Below are 16,211 nucleotides of genomic sequence, written 5' to 3' on the forward strand. Positions count from 1 at the left end.
ATCGCAGATCAAATACCATTTAAAAGGGCTACGCGAGGCGACTGCCGCAAGGGTTCGCGGTACCGGATTCCGAGCAAACCGGTGAGTAAGCGTGAGCCGGTGCACGTCGGGCGCACGGGGCGGCATGACCGACTGCCTCCACATTTGGGTCCCCGCCGGCCTCGACCCGCGCGACCGCCGAGTCTGCGCTCGCTGCAACGCCGAGCAGGAGCCAACCCAGCAGGGTTGATTCCCGCGGAAGCAACCCTGCAGGGTTGAGCGCTGGCGGTGGCGCTGGCGCTGTCGGCGGCCGACGGCATCATGCTCGCCATGACCGAGCACCGGTGGGCGCCACCTCAGCACCAGGACGTCCCCATCTACGCCGCCGACTCGATGCCGCTCGACGCGATCGGCAGCCCGGAGCCCGTCGACCCGCCGCAGCCCGTCACCGTGCACGGCCTCCGCTTCGACCAGATCGGCGTGCTCGCCGAGATGAAGGCGTTTGCCGTCGCCCGGACCGACGTCGCCGTGTTCGTCGAAATCTCTTGGCAGGGGCGGCTGCAGCGCGCGTGGGTGCCCCGTGACGTCGTGACACGGCGGAAGCTCGAAGGTCCGCGCGGATCGGATGGGCCTGCGCAGCGGCGCAAGTAGACCCGGCTACGGTTCTAGCGATGGAGCCGCACGAGATGTCGCATGACGAAGTCGAGGCCTTTCTCGCCGAATTCCTGGAGGGGCTGCCTGCGAGCGCCTCAAGTGTCCAGCAACCGCAAGAGCGGTCGCGGTAGGAGCCTGACGACACAAGAACGTCGGAGGGTCCCCCTATGGTCCCAGCGTGTTTGTCGAGAACTCCTGCCCATCTCAGTGGTGGCGATACCGCTGTGAGCTCCAGGAGGGGCACCGGCATTTGCACCGGTATCAGAGCGAAACGGTACGCGCAGAGTGGAACGACCGGGAAGCGGAACTCGGCTACCCCCGGCGTCGGTCAGCGCCGGTCCGCGAGGTTCTCGAAGAGGTCGGTCCAGATCGCTTGCTCAACCTCGAGGATGCCCCGCTTCGCCCTCCGCTTGACGGCGCGTAGGGACACCACCTTCACCGGGGCAACCCCTGGCTCACTCTTTTAGGTCGTCATCTCGCGCATCGTGCTCCCTCGTCTGCGTCCATCATGCCGATCGGACGTGACACTTGTTCGGGCAGTGCGCGCTACGGGACGACTTGGCTTGAGGCGGAACGCTTGCAGAATTCAGTCTACTGAAATACGGTTCTCGCATGCCAGTTCCCAAGCCTGCTACGACTGCCGCCCCGCGCACGCTGCTCCGAGACGTCGCCTACGTCAAGATGATCGAAGCCATCCAAGACGGGACCCTGGAGCCCGGAGAGCGGTTGAACGACGACCAGCTCACCGCCTGGCTCGGCGTATCTCGGACCCCGGTCCGAGAAGCCATCTCGCGACTTGAGTCCGAGGGCCTCGTCGAAATGGCCGCGAACAGGTACACCCGGGTGGCGTCGCGATCCACCGACGCGTTCCGCGAAGCGGCAGACCTCGCCGACGCGCTCTACAGCCACGCCCTCGTGCGCGCCGACCAACTGCCCGCCGCGCCTCGTCGCGCGCTGCAGAAGCGCGCCGAGGCCCTGCGCGACCGACTGCAGGACAAAGACGTTGACGCGTACCGCGAGCTGCAGGACGTCCTCGGGGACCTGACCGCAGCGCTCGGGAACAGCCTGATGGCCGAGACGGAGCACGCAGTCCGCGGACGCGTGAAGTTCCATGCACCCGCTGCGAAGGACGACATCGACTGGGGGGCGGTGGCGGTGCGACTCGAGGCGCTCACCGCGCTTGACGGCAAGAGCTGACCCACACTGGGTGTCGGTGGTCGCGCACTACCGTCACCGGGTGGCGAAGCGACGACGAGACCGGTGGGTGCTCGGCGACGCGTACTCTCTCCCCGAGGTCGCCCGCGGAGGTCCCGAGGTCGACCTGCTCGTACCGGACCCGGTGCTCGCCTGGGTGCAGTTCCCCGACCGGGTCCTCGAGGTCGAGGCCCGGGCGCTCGCGTACACGGAGCGGGCCGTGCTCGTCGAGTGGGGGTTCGGGCAGGGCGCCGACACTGCGTGGGTGTGGCGAGACGCGATTCGCAGGCGGACAGGAGCGAGCGCCGGAGCGCGCCCGGCCGTAGAGTGATGCTCACCATGAAGAGGAACGCCGTGCTCGTCGTCGCCGGGGTCGCCGCCGTGCTCGCCCTCACCGGCTGCGCGAGCGGCGAAGCAGTGCCGGACCCGATCTCAGGGTCCGCCTACCGATCGCTGGTACGCGGCGACTTCCCGGTGTTCGCGCAGTCGACCGACGCGCAGCTCACCGAGCTCGGGAAGTCCGGCTGCAAGTCGATGACGTCCACCGACGACTACGGCGTCGCGGCGACCCTCGACGCGTACGAGACGAACCCTGACCTCGGCCTCGACGAGAGCCAGGCGAGGCTGCTGATGAATTACCAGGCGAGCGCGTACTGCCCCCAGGTGCTCGCGCAGCTCGAGGGCAAGTAGATGGGCCTCCGCTGGCACATCCCGCTCCCCGGGCCGTTCACCATCAGCGGCCCGGTCGGCGGCACCGTGTGGAAGCACCCCGGCTGCCACATGAAGCACCGGACAAAGCACGCCGCGGATACCTGCCCGAACCGGGCGCGCCTCGCCGCGAAGGGTCGGTAGACGACGAGAACGGCCCCGGCTCCTCACATCGGTGAGGGCCGGGGCCGTCTTCATGGTGCGGGTGTCGCAGTGGCCGGCGTGCAGTCGCCGGCTACGTCCTGTGTCGATCCGTCGGTGAAGGCGAAGCGAAACGCGGTCGCACCGTCGGTGGTGGTCGTGCACGACACCGAGGCGACGCCTGTGCCGGTGGCGCCGGTCTGCCCGGTGGCGCCGGTCTGCCCGGTGGCGCCGGGCTCGCCCTGGGGTCCGGTCGCGCCGGGAGCGCCGTCGGCCCCCGGTGCGCCGGGCTGCCCGTCGACGCCGGCCGCGCCGGACGCACCCGTGGTACCGGCGACGCCCGGGCTGCCGGCCGTGCCGGTGTCGCCGACGCACTGGCCAGCGTTCTCCGTGTCGCCGTCGGTGTAGGTCACGGTCCACCCGGTCGCGGTGCACAGCGCGAACGCGATGCCGCGGCCGTCGGCCCCGCGGAGCCCGTCGCGGCCGTCCTTCCCGGCTCTGCCCGACGGGCCGGGGAGCGCCGAGGGCGCGACCGTGGTCGGCTGCACCCCCGACTGCTTCGCCTGCCCGTAGAGCTTCGTGTACTCCGCGTACGCCGAGTCGAGCCGGTCCGCCTGGCGGCCGTTCTGCGCGACGAGGGTGCTGATCCGGTCCCGCTGCACGCCGATGGTCTGCGCCTGCGACGTGTACAGCGCGACGAGCACTACGGCGATCGCGACGATCGGGATGATGATGACGAGGTTCTGCGCGCGCAGCCACCGCGGCCCCCGGGTGAGCAGGTGCCTCATGCTCCACCTCCCCGGAGCGTCGCCCACACCGCGACCGCGGCGGACACGACGATGCCGGCGACCGACAGCCACGACCCGACGCGGAACTTCGCGGACTCCTTGATCTCCTGCACGGTCCGCTCGAGCGCCTGGAACCGCTCGGTCGAGACGAACCCCGTGCGGAGCTCGCTGAGGTCGGCCTTGATGTCGGCCTTGAACGCCTGCAGGTTGCGGTTCACCTCACCGAGGGTGACGTCGTTGTCCGGCTTGTCGTCGGGCATGAAGGCCCCTTCCCGGGGTGTCGTGGTGTTCAGGAGGCCGGGACGGGTGCGGCTTCGGAGCCGACGATCGCCGGGTCGCCGTCGGACACCTTGCGCGGGTCCGGCAGCGAGGTGATCGACGGGACGCCCGGATCGGCGGCCGACCCGGCGTCGATGACCTTCGCGGCGTCGACGCGGATCTGCACGCCGACCTCGGTCGCGACGGCCTTGAGGGCGGCGGTGAGGAACAGGATCAGCGTCGCCGTGGTGAAGTGCCCATCGGGGACCGTCGCGATCAGCGCGGACGCGACCGCACCGACGATCGCCGCGCCGGTCTTCCACCGGCCCGCCCACCGGCCGTCGACGAGCGGCAGCCAGAACGCGGCCCCGGTCGTCGCGATGAGGATGACGAGCTGCAGGATGGTCTGCCAGCCGAGCAGGGCGGTGCCGGATGCCCGGGCGGCGTCGAGGACGCCGAGGATCGCGATGCCGAGCGGGAGCAGGGCGGTGGTGTAGCGCTGGAACATGGCAGGCCTCCTAGGCGTGCAGGACCGCGCCGAACGCGGCGAGGTTGTCGGTGAGGGAGACGGTGGTGTCGTAGCCGCGCTTGCCGAGCTTCCACACCTGCGCCGAGAGGCCCCCGGCGGTCAGCGGGACGAGGATCACGCGGTTGAACGAGAGGTAGACGGTGCCGTCGCCGTGCGCGTCCTTGACGAGCTCGTACGTGTCCGGCCGAGCGCTCATGTCGATGCCGAACGCGGAGAGCGACCGGACCTCCTTCGCCGCGGCGGCGTCCTCGCCCATCACCTTCCCCACGAAGTAGAGGGTGTCGGCGAGGTCGGCGGAGTTCACCGGCCGGCGCTCCATGCGGTCCCGGGAGAGCCACACGGTGTTGGACGTGTCGCCGGTCTCCTTGACCAGTTCGAGGATGGGCATGTCGTCCTCCTGGACGCTCGAGGCGGGCTTGCCGCCGCTGATGGTGTTCTTGATCGCCCCGGACGAGGCGACCGGGCGCACGAGCGCCGCGGTGAGGGCGACGCGCTTCGCGACGCGGGACGCGGACCACTCCTGGTGCCACGGCTCCCCGAAGGCGGTGCCGGTGTTCTTCCACCCGTACTTCGCGGACACCCGGACCCAGACCCGGTGGTTCGCCGATGTGAACGACGTGTCGATGCCGGACCAGATGTCGACCGCGCGGCCGTCGCCGTGGATGCTCGTGCCCGGCACTGCGGCGGTCGCGGCCCCGGCGTTCTTCGCCCACCGCTTCCCGTCCCACCAGACGCCGCCGGACGCGACGACGTGGTAGCGGGCGTTGAAGTAGTCGATCTGCGTCGACAGTGGCCGGTACCCCTCCGCGAGGACGAGCCGCTGCCCGGTCTCCTGCCGGAACTCGGCCGCGGCGGCGAGGAGGTACGGCAGCACCGCGATCGCGATGCGCTGCACCCCGACCGTGGTGATGTCCGTCGTGATCGGGACGACGACGAGCTCGGCGTCGGTGAGCTGCCCGTTGGCCGACATCAGGCGTCCTTCCGGATGCGGATCGTGCCCGTCGCGTTCGGCGTTCCGCCGCCCTGCTTGTAGAAGGTGAACGACGGTGCCGTCGCCTGGGTGAGCAAGAACGAACCCTTCGCGGCGGCCGTGTCGCCGCCGGACCCGTACTCGGCCCGGAACGGCTCGCTCTCGCCGATGTCGAACTGCACGTAGCCGGTGCGGGCGCTGGTGGGCTGCGACACGTTCAGCTTGAGCGTCCAGGTGATGTCGTATTCGCCCGGGTCGAGGGTGATCTTGTTGTTCGCGAGCGTCGCGAACCCGCCGCCGACGGTCTTCCCGCTGACCGCCGTGATCGTTCCCTGCGAGTACGGGCCGCCGTCGGGGACACCACCCGCAAGGGTCGTGAACTGGGCGAATCGCATGTCGGGGTTCACCCACCCCGCGGACCCGCTGCCGGCGTCGGCGACGTACAGCCAGTTGGCGAGGGTGTCGGTGTCGTACCACTGCAGACCGGGCCACTTCTCGTCGGCGCCGAGCGCCGCTCGAGCGGTGGAGGTGTCCACCTTGCGGTTGCCGACGAGGGCGGCGAAGTTCGCGATCTGGGAGAGGTCCGCAGCGTCGGCTGGGACGCCGACGTTGGAGTACTGCGGCTGGTGCTTGGGACCCCACGAGTCCTGTGCCATGACGGCTCCTTGCATGCAGAACGCCCGCGCGGTGGCGGGCGTGGAGGGAGGGAACGGGGAGGACGGTCAGTAGACCGAGGTGATGCGGAGAGCGCCGGACTGGCCGTCCTGCGCGAGGCTGCGGAAGATGTTGAAGCCGCCGTGCGCGACGCCGACCCCGGCGGACCCGCCGCCGGCCTTGAGGACGTCGCCGAACCCGGTCGGGAGAGTGACCCAACCGGGCGCGACCGCGATCGGCGAGAGCGCGCCGAGCGTCGGTGAGCCGCCAGGGTTCGACTGATGCGGGTGCACCCCGAAGATGGGCGGGTTGCCGTAGATCTTGTCGGCGGAGACGTAGACCTGCACCGCCTGCACCCGCGCGGTCGCCGGGATGGTGTCGCTGATCTTCGATCCGAAGAACCAGCAGCCGAGGTCCGAGTCGTCGGCGCGGACCTGCGCCGTCCACCACCGGCCGTTGAACGAGCCGGCGTCCAGGGCGGTGAAGACGTCGACATGCGTCGTCGTGCCGCCGTCGGGCGCGGGCGGAGGGTCCGCCGGCTTCGGGGAGGTCGACATCACGGCTTCTGCGAACGGGCCCTCCCGCCAGCCGATGCGCATCACCTGACCAGTGGAGGGGGTGACCGCCTGGTTGTACGGGCACACGACGGTCCCGTACGCCGTGTCGAGTGTCACGAGGGACGAGGCAACCGAGCGCACGGTGCCCTTCCCGGGCTTCGCACCAACGGGACCCATCATGAACGGCGTCCCGTTGATGAACAGGACGTTGACGGACTCATTGACCTCCGGCAGGTAGTCGGAGCCGAACTGCGCTGGCACCCGGCCGCCGCCGACGTCGACGAAGCAGCCGGTCGCGGTAGCGGAGACGAACCGACCGACGAACGCGGTGACCTTCGACTTCCCAGCGAGCGCCTTCTGCAGATCGTCGAGCTCGTCGGTCATCGCCGCCTCACCTCCACGGTGGTCTCCTGGGTTGACGCGGTGCCCCGGCGGATGCCGGTCACTCGGGCTGTGAACTGCTCCCCGACGCGCTGCACGGTGAGGACGTCACCGACCTCGCGCAGCGGGTTCACCACCTCGGTGAGGGTGACCTCGACTGCAGCGAGCTGAGAGACGCGCGGCAGCCACTTCGCGACGTAGTTCTCGGCCTGCGCCTGCGTGGTGATGAACTGCGACGAGTAGAACGTCGGCCGGCGGCGGTAGGGCGACAGGGAGCCGTCGCGGTTCCGGGTGCGGAGAGGGCCGTCGGTGACCTCGCCCGAGGCAAGCACCGCGGCACCCTGCGAGGAGTCGTACGCGCGCACGACGACCTTGTTGTAGACCGAGTCGTTCGCGAGGCCACGCGACACGTCGACGAGCGTGCCGGCGTCACCCCACCGGAGCGTGTCGACCGGAGCCGTCCACGTGTTCGGCCGCATGGATACGGTGCCGTCCGCGGTGAGGCAGGCGACCGCGTCGAGCGAGTAGTTCGCCACGTCGTACACACCCTGCAGCCGGTCCTCCTGGTAGGCGACCGTCGCCGGGATCGGGCCGTCCGCGATCGACCTCGTGACCTGCAGCCCGGTGAGCCGCTGCACCTCCGCCCACGCGGACGCGACGGACGGCGGAGACCCCGGGGTGTCGAACCGGTCGACCTGCACGCCGTAGAACAGATCCTTGAGCGTGAGCTCGATGCGGTCTCCGCGGGACGCGACGCCGCCGTTGAAGAGGAACCGCGACGTCACCACGGAGGGCGTCTCGGCGATCATGTAGCGGCCCATCCGGACTCGCTCGGAGAAGCCAGGCCCGGCGGTGACGATCATGTAGACCTCGACCTGCGCACCGAACGGGGCGAGCAGGTCGCCGACATCGGTCGGGGCGATCGAGTCGGCGAAGTCGCCCTGGTAGACGATCGTCGTCGTGCCCGTGGACTGCACGAGCTGGCTGCCGTCGTCGGTGAAGTCCGGGCGCGTGCAGGGGACGTCCTGCAGCACCCGGACTCCGTCGTAGAAGACGTCGATCAGCCAGCGACGGTCGAACGACCCTGTCAGGACGTCTCGGAGAGCGCTCGAACCGGGTCGCATGGGTCTCCCGTCGTCAGGGGCCGGCGAGACCGGCCTTCGTGTAGTCGGTGTCCCGCTGAATGCGGGACTGGTACGCGGCCGCACGTGCGGCCCGCGTCGGGTACGCCGCGTCGATGTCCTTCCGCCGGAGCGTCGGGATCACCAGGCCGGCGGACGGCGGAGCGACCTCGGTGCCGGGGAGGACGTACCGGATCGCCTTGTTCGCCCCGGACGACTGCCGCTCGGGCGCGAGGCACGCCCAGAACAGCACCGGCGGCAGCGGGACGTTCGGCGGCGTCCGGATGCAGACGACGGCCGGGAAGTCCTGGCCGTACCCGCCCCACAGCGCGTCGAACGCGTCGGCCGCCGCCGGGCTGCCGACAGAGAGCACGAGCGTGCCCTGCAGGCCGCTGCGCTGCCCGGAGATGATGCGGCCCACCGTCGCGCCCTCGGGCACGACGACCTCACCCGGCGACGGCCGGGTCAGGCTGCCCGTCGACGCGACTCGCACCCGGACACGCATCGCCGACCCGGGGGAGAGTGGCTGCGACACCCACGTGAGCGCCTCGTCGACCGTGATCGGCGAGGCGTCCGTGAACCCGAGCGACTGCCCGGTCGCGTCGAACTGCTCCGCCTGGTAGGTCACCGGGATGCCGAACGGCACCTCCGCGTCGAGAGCGGACGCGCCGCCGACGGCGTACAGCCCGACACCGCCGCGGACACGCATCGTGCGTCCGCCCGCGGTCCGGGACAGCGTCACCGACTGCGTGCCCGGCACCCCCTCGGGGACGAGCACCTGCACCCGGGGGCCGTTCACGTCGTCGTCGATGAGCGTGAGCTTCGGTGTGTTCAGCACCTTGTACGACGTCGACGCGTTCGCGGCGCCGTCCCAGAACCAGTGCGTCGGGTCCGTGTTCGGGTCGCCGTACGCCGGGGCGGTGGCGTCGTCGTACTGCGCGAAGAGCACCTGGTCGACGTAGATCACGTCGGAGGCGTCGTTCGTGATCTCCGGGGACCGGAACAGCACCGCGCCGGCCTTTGCGGTGTTGGCCGGCGCGACGCCGGTCGCGATCACGTCGACGACCTGCTGCGTGTTCCCCGTCGGGAGGACCAGCGACGGGTCGGCAGTGGAGCCGTCGAAGTAGGGTCCGGTGCTCGTGCCGAACTCGACGATCGCCTGCGTGCCGTCGAGCGTGTCTCCGACCTGCATTGCGGTGCCGGCGTTCAGGTCCAGCACCAGTGCAGCCGCGACCGTGCCGGCTGGCGCGGTGCCGGTCACTGCGATCTGTTGCCACTGACCGGCTACCGACGTCACCTGCGTGCCGCGCAGCGTGGCGATGTTGCCTCCGGAGCTGTTGCGCCAGAACAGTGCAGCCCCCATGATGACGCCGGACCGGGACGAGCGCAGCCAGCCGGTCAGGGTGACCGTCTGCCCCGCCACCGCGGGCGCGTTGCCGCCGGCCGCGAACCCGGCGTCACCGTTCGAGGCGGGAGCGGTGGACCATGTCTTCCGCACGTATCCGGTTGCCGGCTGCGATGGGGGACCGTCGGTCGCGTTCGCCAGGTACTGCTGCGTCCCGGCTCCGCCGCTTCCGAACCAGCGTCCGGACCATCCGGCCGCGCCCCGCGGGTCCGGCGCGAGATTGATCCGGGTCGTGCCGTCGGGAGCGTTCTCGACCGACGAACTTCCGTTCGCTGCCCCGGTCCAGTACCGGTAGAGGCCCTGCACCGGGGTAACGGTGGAACCGTGGAACGCGGGCAGCGCGAGCTGCGAGGTGCTCGCGACCACCTCCACGACGACGTCCGTCACGAGCAACGACCCTGCATCGGGCGTAGCGGAGCCCCATCGCAGGCCGGCCTGGTTCGACGAACCGGTGTTGTTGGACCTCGTGAACGTGACCTGCGTCCACTGCCCGACCGGGGCCGTGATCCCCGGACCGGCGGCGACACCGGACAGGACCGGCGCGATGCCGCTCGCCGTGCCCGACTCAGCGAACACCATCATGGAGATCGCGACGACGCTGTTCGCGGGAGGGGACCCGGCGAACCTCACACCCGGGGAACCCGTGCTGCCGGCGGTCCACGACAGCCGGGTGGCAGTCGTCGTACCGTTCGGCGTCGGCACCGGGACGGTCACGTTGTTCGTGATCGTCTGGTCAGTGCCGTTCGCGACCGTGTTCCCGGTGCCGCGCGGGCTCAGCACCAGGTTCGTGCGTCGAGTCGTGCCGGAGTACTCCTCGCTGCTCGAGGCGTCCGCCGTGCCCGTCCACCGGCGGAACGTACCCGCCGGCACGACGTCCACGCGGGCGCCGTCCGTCGACGCGAGCTGCTTCGACGACGAGTCGAAGAACCGAACCGTCCCCAGCAGCCGCCGAGCGCCCACCTCTGACGGGTCGATCCGGCATCGGGCCCGCATCCACCACCGCTGACCGGCGACCGCGGGCACCTGCGGAGTCCCCGCGCCCTCGTAGCTCCCCGCCGTGCTCCCGGTCGTCACCTTGTACGACCGGGACCCGGCGCCGGTCACACCGTCAGAGACGATCGCGACCGCGGCACCCGTTCCGCCGAAGGACGCGAGCGAGACGCCGGTGCCCTCGGCGGACGGGTTCGTGATGGTGTTCCTGATCGGCACGTCAGATGCCTCCTGCCTGTCGTCCGGCGCCGAGCGTCAGCTTGCGCTTCCGGCCGTTCTGCTCGATGTGGAGCTCGATGAGGTCATCGAGCGTGGACAAGCCGGTCTTGTTGACGACCGTGACCGCGACCGGAGCCGCGGTGGCCTTCTCCGTGATGGCCTGCATCGCCGCGGCGGGGTTCGAGTTGATCGCCTTGACAGCCGACCTGGCGCCCGGGTATGACATCGCCTGCGCGTTCACGACCTCCTCGCCGATGGAGAGCCATGTCGGGATGCTGTCGCTGAACGACGACCCTGCGAGGCCCCATACGGAGCCGCCGGAGGTGCCGCCGTCGGCGAACCGCTGGGTCCGGATGCCGTCGACGCCGGCCGTCCCGCCGTGCGCGTTGTAGGCCGCCTTCGCCGCGCCCGGTGCCGCGCCCGACTGGATTGCCTCGGTGATCTGCACGTTCCTGGTCGTGATCGTGACGGTCTTCGACACCGGGATGCTGGCGATCGAGCCCTTGATCGCGTCGAGGTTCGCCTGCGCCTCGGCGATCGCGGCCCGCATCTCGGTCTGCTTCTGCGGCGGCACGGACGACAGGTTCGCCTTCATCGAGTCGATGTTCCGCTGCGCCTGATCGATCAGCGCGTCGGCCCGGGTGGTGTGGCTGCCCGGAATCGAGTCGATGTAGGTCTTCAGCTCCGTGATGCTCGAGTCGGCCTGCTGCTTGTCGACCTCGAGCTTCGTCGGCTTCACCTTCAGGTTGCCGACGTCGTACAGCTTGTCGATGTACGCCTGCACCTCGGGGGTGAGCGCCCCCTGCGCGCGGAGAGCGTCCTCGATGGCGGCCTTCGACTGCTTGTACGCCTCGACGCCGGCCGACGTCGACCCGGTGGCCTTCGCCTGCGCTTCCGCCATCTGCTGCGCAGCCTGCACCTGGCCCTGCACCGCCTGCTGGTTCGCGACCGCGGCGGCCGAGTTCCCCTCGATCGCCTTCCCGTTCTCCTTGAACGAGTCGACGACCTGGTTGACCGCCGACGCGACGCCGGTCTGCGCCTGCGCGACCGACAGCGCCCCACCGTTGAGAAGGGTGAGGGCGTTCGTCAGCAGCCCGGCGGCGTCCGACGCGAGCTGCATCTCGCGAGTCGACTCCCGCACCGACGCGGCCTGCTTCTCTGCCGCCTCCGACGCCGTCTGGTACGCCGACGTCGACATGCCGTAGGCGGACGCGTTCGACTTGATCGCGTCCGTCGCGGCCGACGATGCCGAGTTCGCCTCGTCCTGCGCCTTCCGCTGCCGGGACACGGCGTCGGTCTGCTTGTCGAGTTCGCTCTTGAGCGCGCGGAGCCCGTCGGCGTGCTCGCCCGCGATCTTCGCCGCCGCGGACTGGCCCGTGCTGCCCATGCGGGCGGCACGGGCCTGCTCGTCGTACTTCTTGATCTGGGAGTCGATGACCCCGTTGACCCGGTCCTGAGCGTCCGCGTTCCCGGTGACCGACTTCGTCAGGTCGGTGAGGGTGAGCCCGTACTGCTTCGCGGTGGACACGACCTTCGCGTCCTGCAGGGCCTTCGCGGCCATCTTCGCCGTGTGAGCGCCGATCGCGTTGCCGTCCTGCTCGAGCGCGGAGGTGTAGTCCGTCGTCGCAGCGGTGTTCGTCTCGGTCGCGTTCGCGGCGACGAGGGTGATCGCCGCGAGGGCGGACAGCAGACCGATGACGAGCCCGATCGGGTTCGCGGCCATCGTCGCGTTCATCGCGGCGGCACCCTCGGCGACGGCGAGCTCGCCGGCTGCTGCTGCGGGGGCGGTCGCGGCGACCAGGGTCTGCGCGGCTGCCTGCCCGGCGGTCACCGCCGTCGTGCGGGTCGTGGCACCCATGAGGGCGTCCATCGACGCGGACAGCACGGTGATGCCAGCCTGCGCGCCGGACGTGACCGACTTGATGCCCTCCCACGCCTTGAACCCGGCCCACGCTGCGAGAGCGCCGGTAGCGAGGATCGGCAGCGCCGGACCCGCCTGCGACGCGACCTGCAGCACCTGGCCGATGCCGTCGGCAACCTGCAGCACGACGAGGCCGACCGGACGGAACGCGCCGAACAGGGCGACCGCGCCGGACGTGAGACTGCCGAGGCTGCGGACCACGATCGGGAGGTCGTGAGACGCCTCAGCGGCGAACGTCGCAAGCCCGTTGCCGGACGCCCACCGCTCGAAGCCCGTCGCGAGGTCCACGACGAGGCCGGAGCCCTGCCGCATCAGCGGGTTCGCGATCTGGAAGCCCTTGACGAGGCCGCCGAGGACCGCGGTGCCGGCGGCGCCGAGGTCGTCGGTGAGGCCGGCGATCTGGGACCGCAGCGACGGCATGTCGGCGTGGACGATCTGCTGCGCGTCCTGGAAGTGCTCGAGCATCGCGCCGGCCGACGTCGCCGCGAGGGCGTCGAGGTCGCCCTTGAGCTGCCGAAGCCCTGCCGAGTACTGCTCGCCCGCGACGGTGTTGTCCTCGATCGCGTTCTTGATGCCGAGGAACGAGGTGACGCCCGCGGCGCCCATCCCGAGCAGCGCGCCGCCGATGCCGACTGCGGCCCCGGCGAGCGGTCCCGCGGTGGTGAGGAGCGTGCCGACCACGCCGACGAGGAGTCCCATGCGGGACGAGTACGACGAGTACGACTGGCCGCTGCTCTCCGCCGCGGCACCCGACTGCCGGGTCGCCGCGGCGAGCTCGGTCTCACCCGCTGAGGCCGCGGCCGACACAGCGGCCTCGCGGGTCCGGGCCTCGTTGAGCTGACGGGTCAGGCCGGTCGCGCGGTCGACGGCAGCGGACTCGCGGTTCTGCGCCTCGGCGAGAGCGATCCGCTTCGCCATCAGCTCGGAAGCTGCCGCACCGCCCTTCTCCTCCGCCTCGGTGAGCCGCTGCTGCGCGAGGTCGGCCTTCATCGACGCGACGGCGGCCTTCTCCTGCGCCGCCGTGAGCTGCGACTGAGCGTCGGCGGCAGCGCGAGTCGCAGCGGACCCGCCGCCACCGGCGCGCTCGATGACCTTGACGTCGATCGTCGCCGACTCGGCGTCGAGCGCCCGGACCGCGGCGTGGAGGGCGGCGATGCGCTCCTCAGCGCGTGCGGTGTTCGCGTCGATGTTGACGTCAGCGTCCATCGTGCCGAGCTGGCGGATGTCCCGCTTCGCCTTCGCGATGGTCCGGTCCCACGCGGTGTCGTCGAGGGACAGGAACCCCTTGATGCCGCCGACCTCAGCGTCCGTCATCGTCGTCCTGCCCCTCGTCGTCCTGCTCGCTGGTGTGGAAGTGCGCGCCGATGAGGGTCGCGGGGAAGGTCTGCACGCCGCCCCGTGTCACGAGATGCTCGTCGACGCCGAGGAGGCCCTGCACGAGCACGACGAACTCGCGCCACGTGTGCGTGTGGAGCACCTCGGTAAGTCGGAGCCCGAGGTGCCGCTGCATGTCGAACGCGAGGAGGTCGAGGCGGGAGAGGATGGCACCCCAGTCGGCGGTCTTCCGCTCGGCGGTGACGTCCGGCGGGACGTCATACCACTCGTACGTGCCGGTCAGCTCGTCGTAGTTGCCTCGTCCGTACTGGGCGATGGCGTCGAGGCCGTCTCCGGCACCTGGATCGGCACCGGGATCGCTGCTTTTGGGTCGCGGCTGTTCCACGCGATCTCGGCCGCCTCGCGGCCCCCGATGGTGTCGATCATCGCGGTGTTCGCGGCGTGCTCGATGGCGCCCGGGTGGATGCCGTCTTCGCGCATCTGCACGAGCGCGGAGCCGAGGAAGATCTCGAAGTACTCCTCGTCGAGGACTCGCTCGTGCGGCTCGACGGGCTGGCCAGCCTCGACCTTGCCCATGAAGTTCCGGTAGCGGAGTACACGGGATGCCGACGCGGGCGGGATCTCGTAGTCCTTCCCGCGGATGGGGAGCACGAGCGGCTCGACGAGGTCGTAGAAGTCGCGGAACGCGGTCATGAGCTGGGGACTCCTTGCTGGGTGGGAGGGGACTGGTGGGATAGGCCGGGGCCGCCGCGTCCCCAGAGACGGCGACCCCGGGGTCTCACGCGGCGCGGGTGTAGGGCGCGGCGTTGCTCGTGCCGACGGGCGTCGTCACGGTGACGGGCGCCGAGCCGGCGGAGCCGGTCGGGAGGATCGCGGTGATGAGCTGGTCGGAGACGATCGAGAACGACGTCGCCGCGGTCGCGCCGAACTTCACGGCCGAGGCGCCCGTGAAGCCGGTGCCGCTGATCGCGACGGCCGTGCCGGAGCCCTTGCCGCCGGGGCTGACCGCGGTCACGACCGGGTTGAGGGTGACCTGGTACGGGTTCGTGATGCCGATGTTCAGCGGCACGTCGGTCCCGGTGAGCGTGACGGTGACCTGGTCCAGGTTCTTGACGCCGGTGTTCGACCGCTTCCAGGTCGGGATGACGACGCCGGAGTACGCCTCCGGACCGCCGGTCTTGTCGAACATCCGGAAGCCGAGACGCGCGGCGGAGTCGAACTGACCGATGCAGGCGCGGATGAGCTCCTGGCCGGGGTCCAGGACGCCCGCGTTGACGCGGCGGTAGAAGCCCGCGTCGATCGAGTAGTCCTGCATCGTGACCTCGGACGACGCCCACCCGTTCGCGTCGTAGTCGGACGCGTCCTCGAGGTTCGGGTTGATGTTGTGCGCGAGGTCGTTGATCCCCTTCACGGGGATGAAGCCAGCCTGCAGCGACAGGTCGTTCGTCACCTGCAGTGCGAACTTGCGTGCGAGTGCGGTGGGCATGTGGTGTGCCTCCTGGGGCGGTGTGTGGGCATGCGGAAGTGCCCCCGCGGGGAGGGCTGGTCTGGGGACCTACCGGCTCAGGGCCGGTGACTGGTGGGCGGCCACTCGACGTCGACGTCGTACTGGTCCGCGCGCTCCTTCCGGAGCTTGTCGTCCTGGCCCATCGGCACGCTGTTGCGTCGGAGGCACTGGACGATGACGGCAGGGCCGGCGGGCCGGGCGGTGAGGCCGTGGAGGACGCCGAAGACGGCGTAGCCGATGTCGTCGACGGAGCCAGGCTGGCGGGCGACGCCCTTGATCGCGACCTGCAGGATGCCGGTGCCCTGGGTGATCTCGGGGTGCTGGTCGGTGTCGACCCAGTTGAGGATGATCTGCGGGTTGTCGACGGTCCGCTCGGTGCCGCGGAAGATGGCGACGTCGTCCGGCCCGTACGTCGCGGCGCCGGTCGACCAGACGCCGACGCCGGCCGCGTCGAGCAGCTCGGCGACCGCGGTGAGGAGCTGCGTGACGGGGGACTCGGGGATCGTCACAGGCGCTCCTCGAACACTCGGGCGCAGGCGCGCAGGGCGGGGTCCCGGGCCTCGACGATCCCGGTGGTGAGGAAGAACGACTGGCCGTGCGTGTGGGTCAGCGGGGCGCCGACGCGGCCGTGCCGGTAGTAGACGCCGAACTCCTGGTACCGGGCGTACGGGCCGCCGTACCGGATCGTCGCGGTGTCGCCAACGGCGGTGATGCTGGGGGAGCCGACGAGGTGCGACGACTCGACGGGGACCTTCGGGGTGGTGACCTGCCGGACGACCTCCATGCCGGCGACGACCGCGGGCGTGATCGCGGCGTTCTTCCGCGCCTGCAGGCCGTCCCAGTCGAAGGTGTCCTCCCACTCGAGCGACACGGGCGCCTCCGTTTGATGATCTTGTTGCG

Annotated in this window: 18 protein-coding genes; 4 read left to right on the top strand and 14 right to left on the bottom strand. The window is 70.5% G+C overall.

The window, feature by feature from the left end; all coding sequences use genetic code 11:
* Positions 1-309: 309 nt before the first annotated feature.
* The 4 genes from ACIPEQ_RS13265 to ACIPEQ_RS13280 all read left to right on the top strand — a co-directional run bounded on the left by ACIPEQ_RS13265 (position 310) and on the right by ACIPEQ_RS13280 (position 2,517).
* Positions 310-630, top strand: coding sequence for a hypothetical protein (locus ACIPEQ_RS13265; RefSeq protein ID WP_402715514.1), 321 nt, complete (start codon positions 310-312; stop codon positions 628-630).
* Between the two features lie 684 nt (positions 631-1,314).
* Positions 1,315-1,830, top strand: a complete 516-nt coding sequence (locus ACIPEQ_RS13270; RefSeq protein ID WP_402715515.1) for a GntR family transcriptional regulator — start codon at positions 1,315-1,317, stop codon at positions 1,828-1,830.
* A gap of 40 nt (positions 1,831-1,870) precedes the next feature.
* On the top strand, positions 1,871-2,158 hold the full coding sequence (locus ACIPEQ_RS13275) for a hypothetical protein (protein ID WP_402715516.1): 288 nt from the start codon (positions 1,871-1,873) through the stop codon (positions 2,156-2,158).
* 8 nt (positions 2,159-2,166) lie between these two features.
* Positions 2,167-2,517: a hypothetical protein gene (locus ACIPEQ_RS13280; protein ID WP_402715517.1), complete on the top strand. Its 351-nt coding sequence runs from the start codon at positions 2,167-2,169 to the stop codon at positions 2,515-2,517.
* A 212-nt stretch (positions 2,518-2,729) separates the two neighbouring features.
* Here the strand turns inward: ACIPEQ_RS13280 and ACIPEQ_RS13285 are convergent, their stop codons facing one another.
* From ACIPEQ_RS13285 to ACIPEQ_RS13350, 14 genes are all read right to left on the bottom strand, one after another.
* A complete protein-coding gene (locus tag ACIPEQ_RS13285; protein WP_402715518.1) occupies positions 2,730-3,464 on the bottom strand; it encodes a collagen-like protein in 735 nt (244 codons plus the stop codon).
* A complete protein-coding gene (locus tag ACIPEQ_RS13290) occupies positions 3,461-3,724 on the bottom strand; it encodes a hypothetical protein (RefSeq protein ID WP_402715519.1) in 264 nt (87 codons plus the stop codon). The genes ACIPEQ_RS13285 and ACIPEQ_RS13290 overlap by 4 nt, the downstream gene beginning before the upstream one ends.
* 29 nt (positions 3,725-3,753) lie before the next feature.
* Entirely contained in the window at positions 3,754-4,230 is a 477-nt protein-coding gene (locus ACIPEQ_RS13295; RefSeq protein WP_402715520.1) for a hypothetical protein, read from the bottom strand.
* 10 nt (positions 4,231-4,240) lie between these two features.
* Positions 4,241-5,221 carry a D-alanyl-D-alanine carboxypeptidase family protein gene (locus ACIPEQ_RS13300; protein ID WP_402715521.1) on the bottom strand — a complete coding sequence of 327 codons (981 nt, stop codon included), beginning with the start codon at positions 5,219-5,221 and terminating at the stop codon, positions 4,241-4,243.
* Positions 5,221-5,877: a hypothetical protein gene (locus tag ACIPEQ_RS13305; protein ID WP_402715522.1), complete on the bottom strand. Its 657-nt coding sequence runs from the start codon at positions 5,875-5,877 to the stop codon at positions 5,221-5,223. The genes ACIPEQ_RS13300 and ACIPEQ_RS13305 overlap by 1 nt, the downstream gene beginning before the upstream one ends.
* Positions 5,878-5,943: 66 nt before the next feature.
* Positions 5,944-6,816, bottom strand: a complete 873-nt coding sequence (locus ACIPEQ_RS13310) for a hypothetical protein (protein ID WP_402715523.1) — start codon at positions 6,814-6,816, stop codon at positions 5,944-5,946.
* Complete coding sequence (locus ACIPEQ_RS13315; RefSeq protein ID WP_402715524.1) at positions 6,813-7,937, bottom strand: hypothetical protein; 1,125 nt, start codon at positions 7,935-7,937, stop codon at positions 6,813-6,815. Before ACIPEQ_RS13315 ends, ACIPEQ_RS13310 begins: the two co-directional genes overlap by 4 nt.
* Positions 7,938-7,950: 13 nt before the next feature.
* Positions 7,951-10,548, bottom strand: coding sequence for a hypothetical protein (locus ACIPEQ_RS13320; RefSeq protein ID WP_402715525.1), 2,598 nt, complete (start codon positions 10,546-10,548; stop codon positions 7,951-7,953).
* A gap of 1 nt (position 10,549) precedes the next feature.
* Positions 10,550-13,783, bottom strand: coding sequence for a hypothetical protein (locus ACIPEQ_RS13325; RefSeq protein WP_402715526.1), 3,234 nt, complete (start codon positions 13,781-13,783; stop codon positions 10,550-10,552).
* Positions 13,770-14,189 (bottom strand): hypothetical protein, encoded by a 420-nt coding sequence (locus ACIPEQ_RS13330; protein WP_402715527.1) that lies wholly within the window; start codon positions 14,187-14,189, stop codon positions 13,770-13,772. The genes ACIPEQ_RS13325 and ACIPEQ_RS13330 overlap by 14 nt, the downstream gene beginning before the upstream one ends.
* Entirely contained in the window at positions 14,084-14,497 is a 414-nt protein-coding gene (locus ACIPEQ_RS13335; RefSeq protein WP_402715528.1) for a hypothetical protein, read from the bottom strand. The genes ACIPEQ_RS13330 and ACIPEQ_RS13335 overlap by 106 nt, the downstream gene beginning before the upstream one ends.
* 85 nt (positions 14,498-14,582) lie before the next feature.
* Positions 14,583-15,290, bottom strand: a complete 708-nt coding sequence (locus ACIPEQ_RS13340) for a phage tail tube protein (RefSeq protein WP_402715529.1) — start codon at positions 15,288-15,290, stop codon at positions 14,583-14,585.
* Between the two features lie 77 nt (positions 15,291-15,367).
* A complete protein-coding gene (locus tag ACIPEQ_RS13345) occupies positions 15,368-15,820 on the bottom strand; it encodes a hypothetical protein (protein ID WP_402715530.1) in 453 nt (150 codons plus the stop codon).
* Positions 15,817-16,182, bottom strand: coding sequence for a hypothetical protein (locus ACIPEQ_RS13350; protein ID WP_402715531.1), 366 nt, complete (start codon positions 16,180-16,182; stop codon positions 15,817-15,819). Before ACIPEQ_RS13350 ends, ACIPEQ_RS13345 begins: the two co-directional genes overlap by 4 nt.
* Positions 16,183-16,211 lie beyond the last annotated feature (29 nt).

Origin of the sequence: Curtobacterium sp. NPDC087080 (genome assembly GCF_044745105.1) — a bacterium.
Lineage (GTDB): Bacteria > Actinomycetota > Actinomycetes > Actinomycetales > Microbacteriaceae > Curtobacterium.

Excerpts from the sequence above, each read along its gene's own strand:
- ACIPEQ_RS13265 (WP_402715514.1), top strand. The coding sequence starts at position 310 with ATGACCGAGCACCGGTGGGCGCCACCTCAGCACCAGGACGTCCCCATC.
- ACIPEQ_RS13270 (WP_402715515.1), top strand. The coding sequence starts at position 1,315 with ATGATCGAAGCCATCCAAGACGGGACCCTGGAGCCCGGAGAGCGGTTG.
- ACIPEQ_RS13280 (WP_402715517.1), top strand. The coding sequence starts at position 2,167 with ATGAAGAGGAACGCCGTGCTCGTCGTCGCCGGGGTCGCCGCCGTGCTC.
- ACIPEQ_RS13285 (WP_402715518.1), bottom strand. The coding sequence starts at position 3,464 with ATGAGGCACCTGCTCACCCGGGGGCCGCGGTGGCTGCGCGCGCAGAAC.
- ACIPEQ_RS13290 (WP_402715519.1), bottom strand. The coding sequence starts at position 3,724 with ATGCCCGACGACAAGCCGGACAACGACGTCACCCTCGGTGAGGTGAAC.
- ACIPEQ_RS13295 (WP_402715520.1), bottom strand. The coding sequence starts at position 4,230 with ATGTTCCAGCGCTACACCACCGCCCTGCTCCCGCTCGGCATCGCGATC.
- ACIPEQ_RS13300 (WP_402715521.1), bottom strand. The coding sequence starts at position 5,221 with ATGTCGGCCAACGGGCAGCTCACCGACGCCGAGCTCGTCGTCGTCCCG.
- ACIPEQ_RS13305 (WP_402715522.1), bottom strand. The coding sequence starts at position 5,877 with ATGGCACAGGACTCGTGGGGTCCCAAGCACCAGCCGCAGTACTCCAAC.
- ACIPEQ_RS13310 (WP_402715523.1), bottom strand. The coding sequence starts at position 6,816 with ATGACCGACGAGCTCGACGATCTGCAGAAGGCGCTCGCTGGGAAGTCG.
- ACIPEQ_RS13315 (WP_402715524.1), bottom strand. The coding sequence starts at position 7,937 with ATGCGACCCGGTTCGAGCGCTCTCCGAGACGTCCTGACAGGGTCGTTC.
- ACIPEQ_RS13325 (WP_402715526.1), bottom strand. The coding sequence starts at position 13,783 with ATGACGGACGCTGAGGTCGGCGGCATCAAGGGGTTCCTGTCCCTCGAC.
- ACIPEQ_RS13335 (WP_402715528.1), bottom strand. The coding sequence starts at position 14,497 with ATGACCGCGTTCCGCGACTTCTACGACCTCGTCGAGCCGCTCGTGCTC.
- ACIPEQ_RS13340 (WP_402715529.1), bottom strand. The coding sequence starts at position 15,290 with ATGCCCACCGCACTCGCACGCAAGTTCGCACTGCAGGTGACGAACGAC.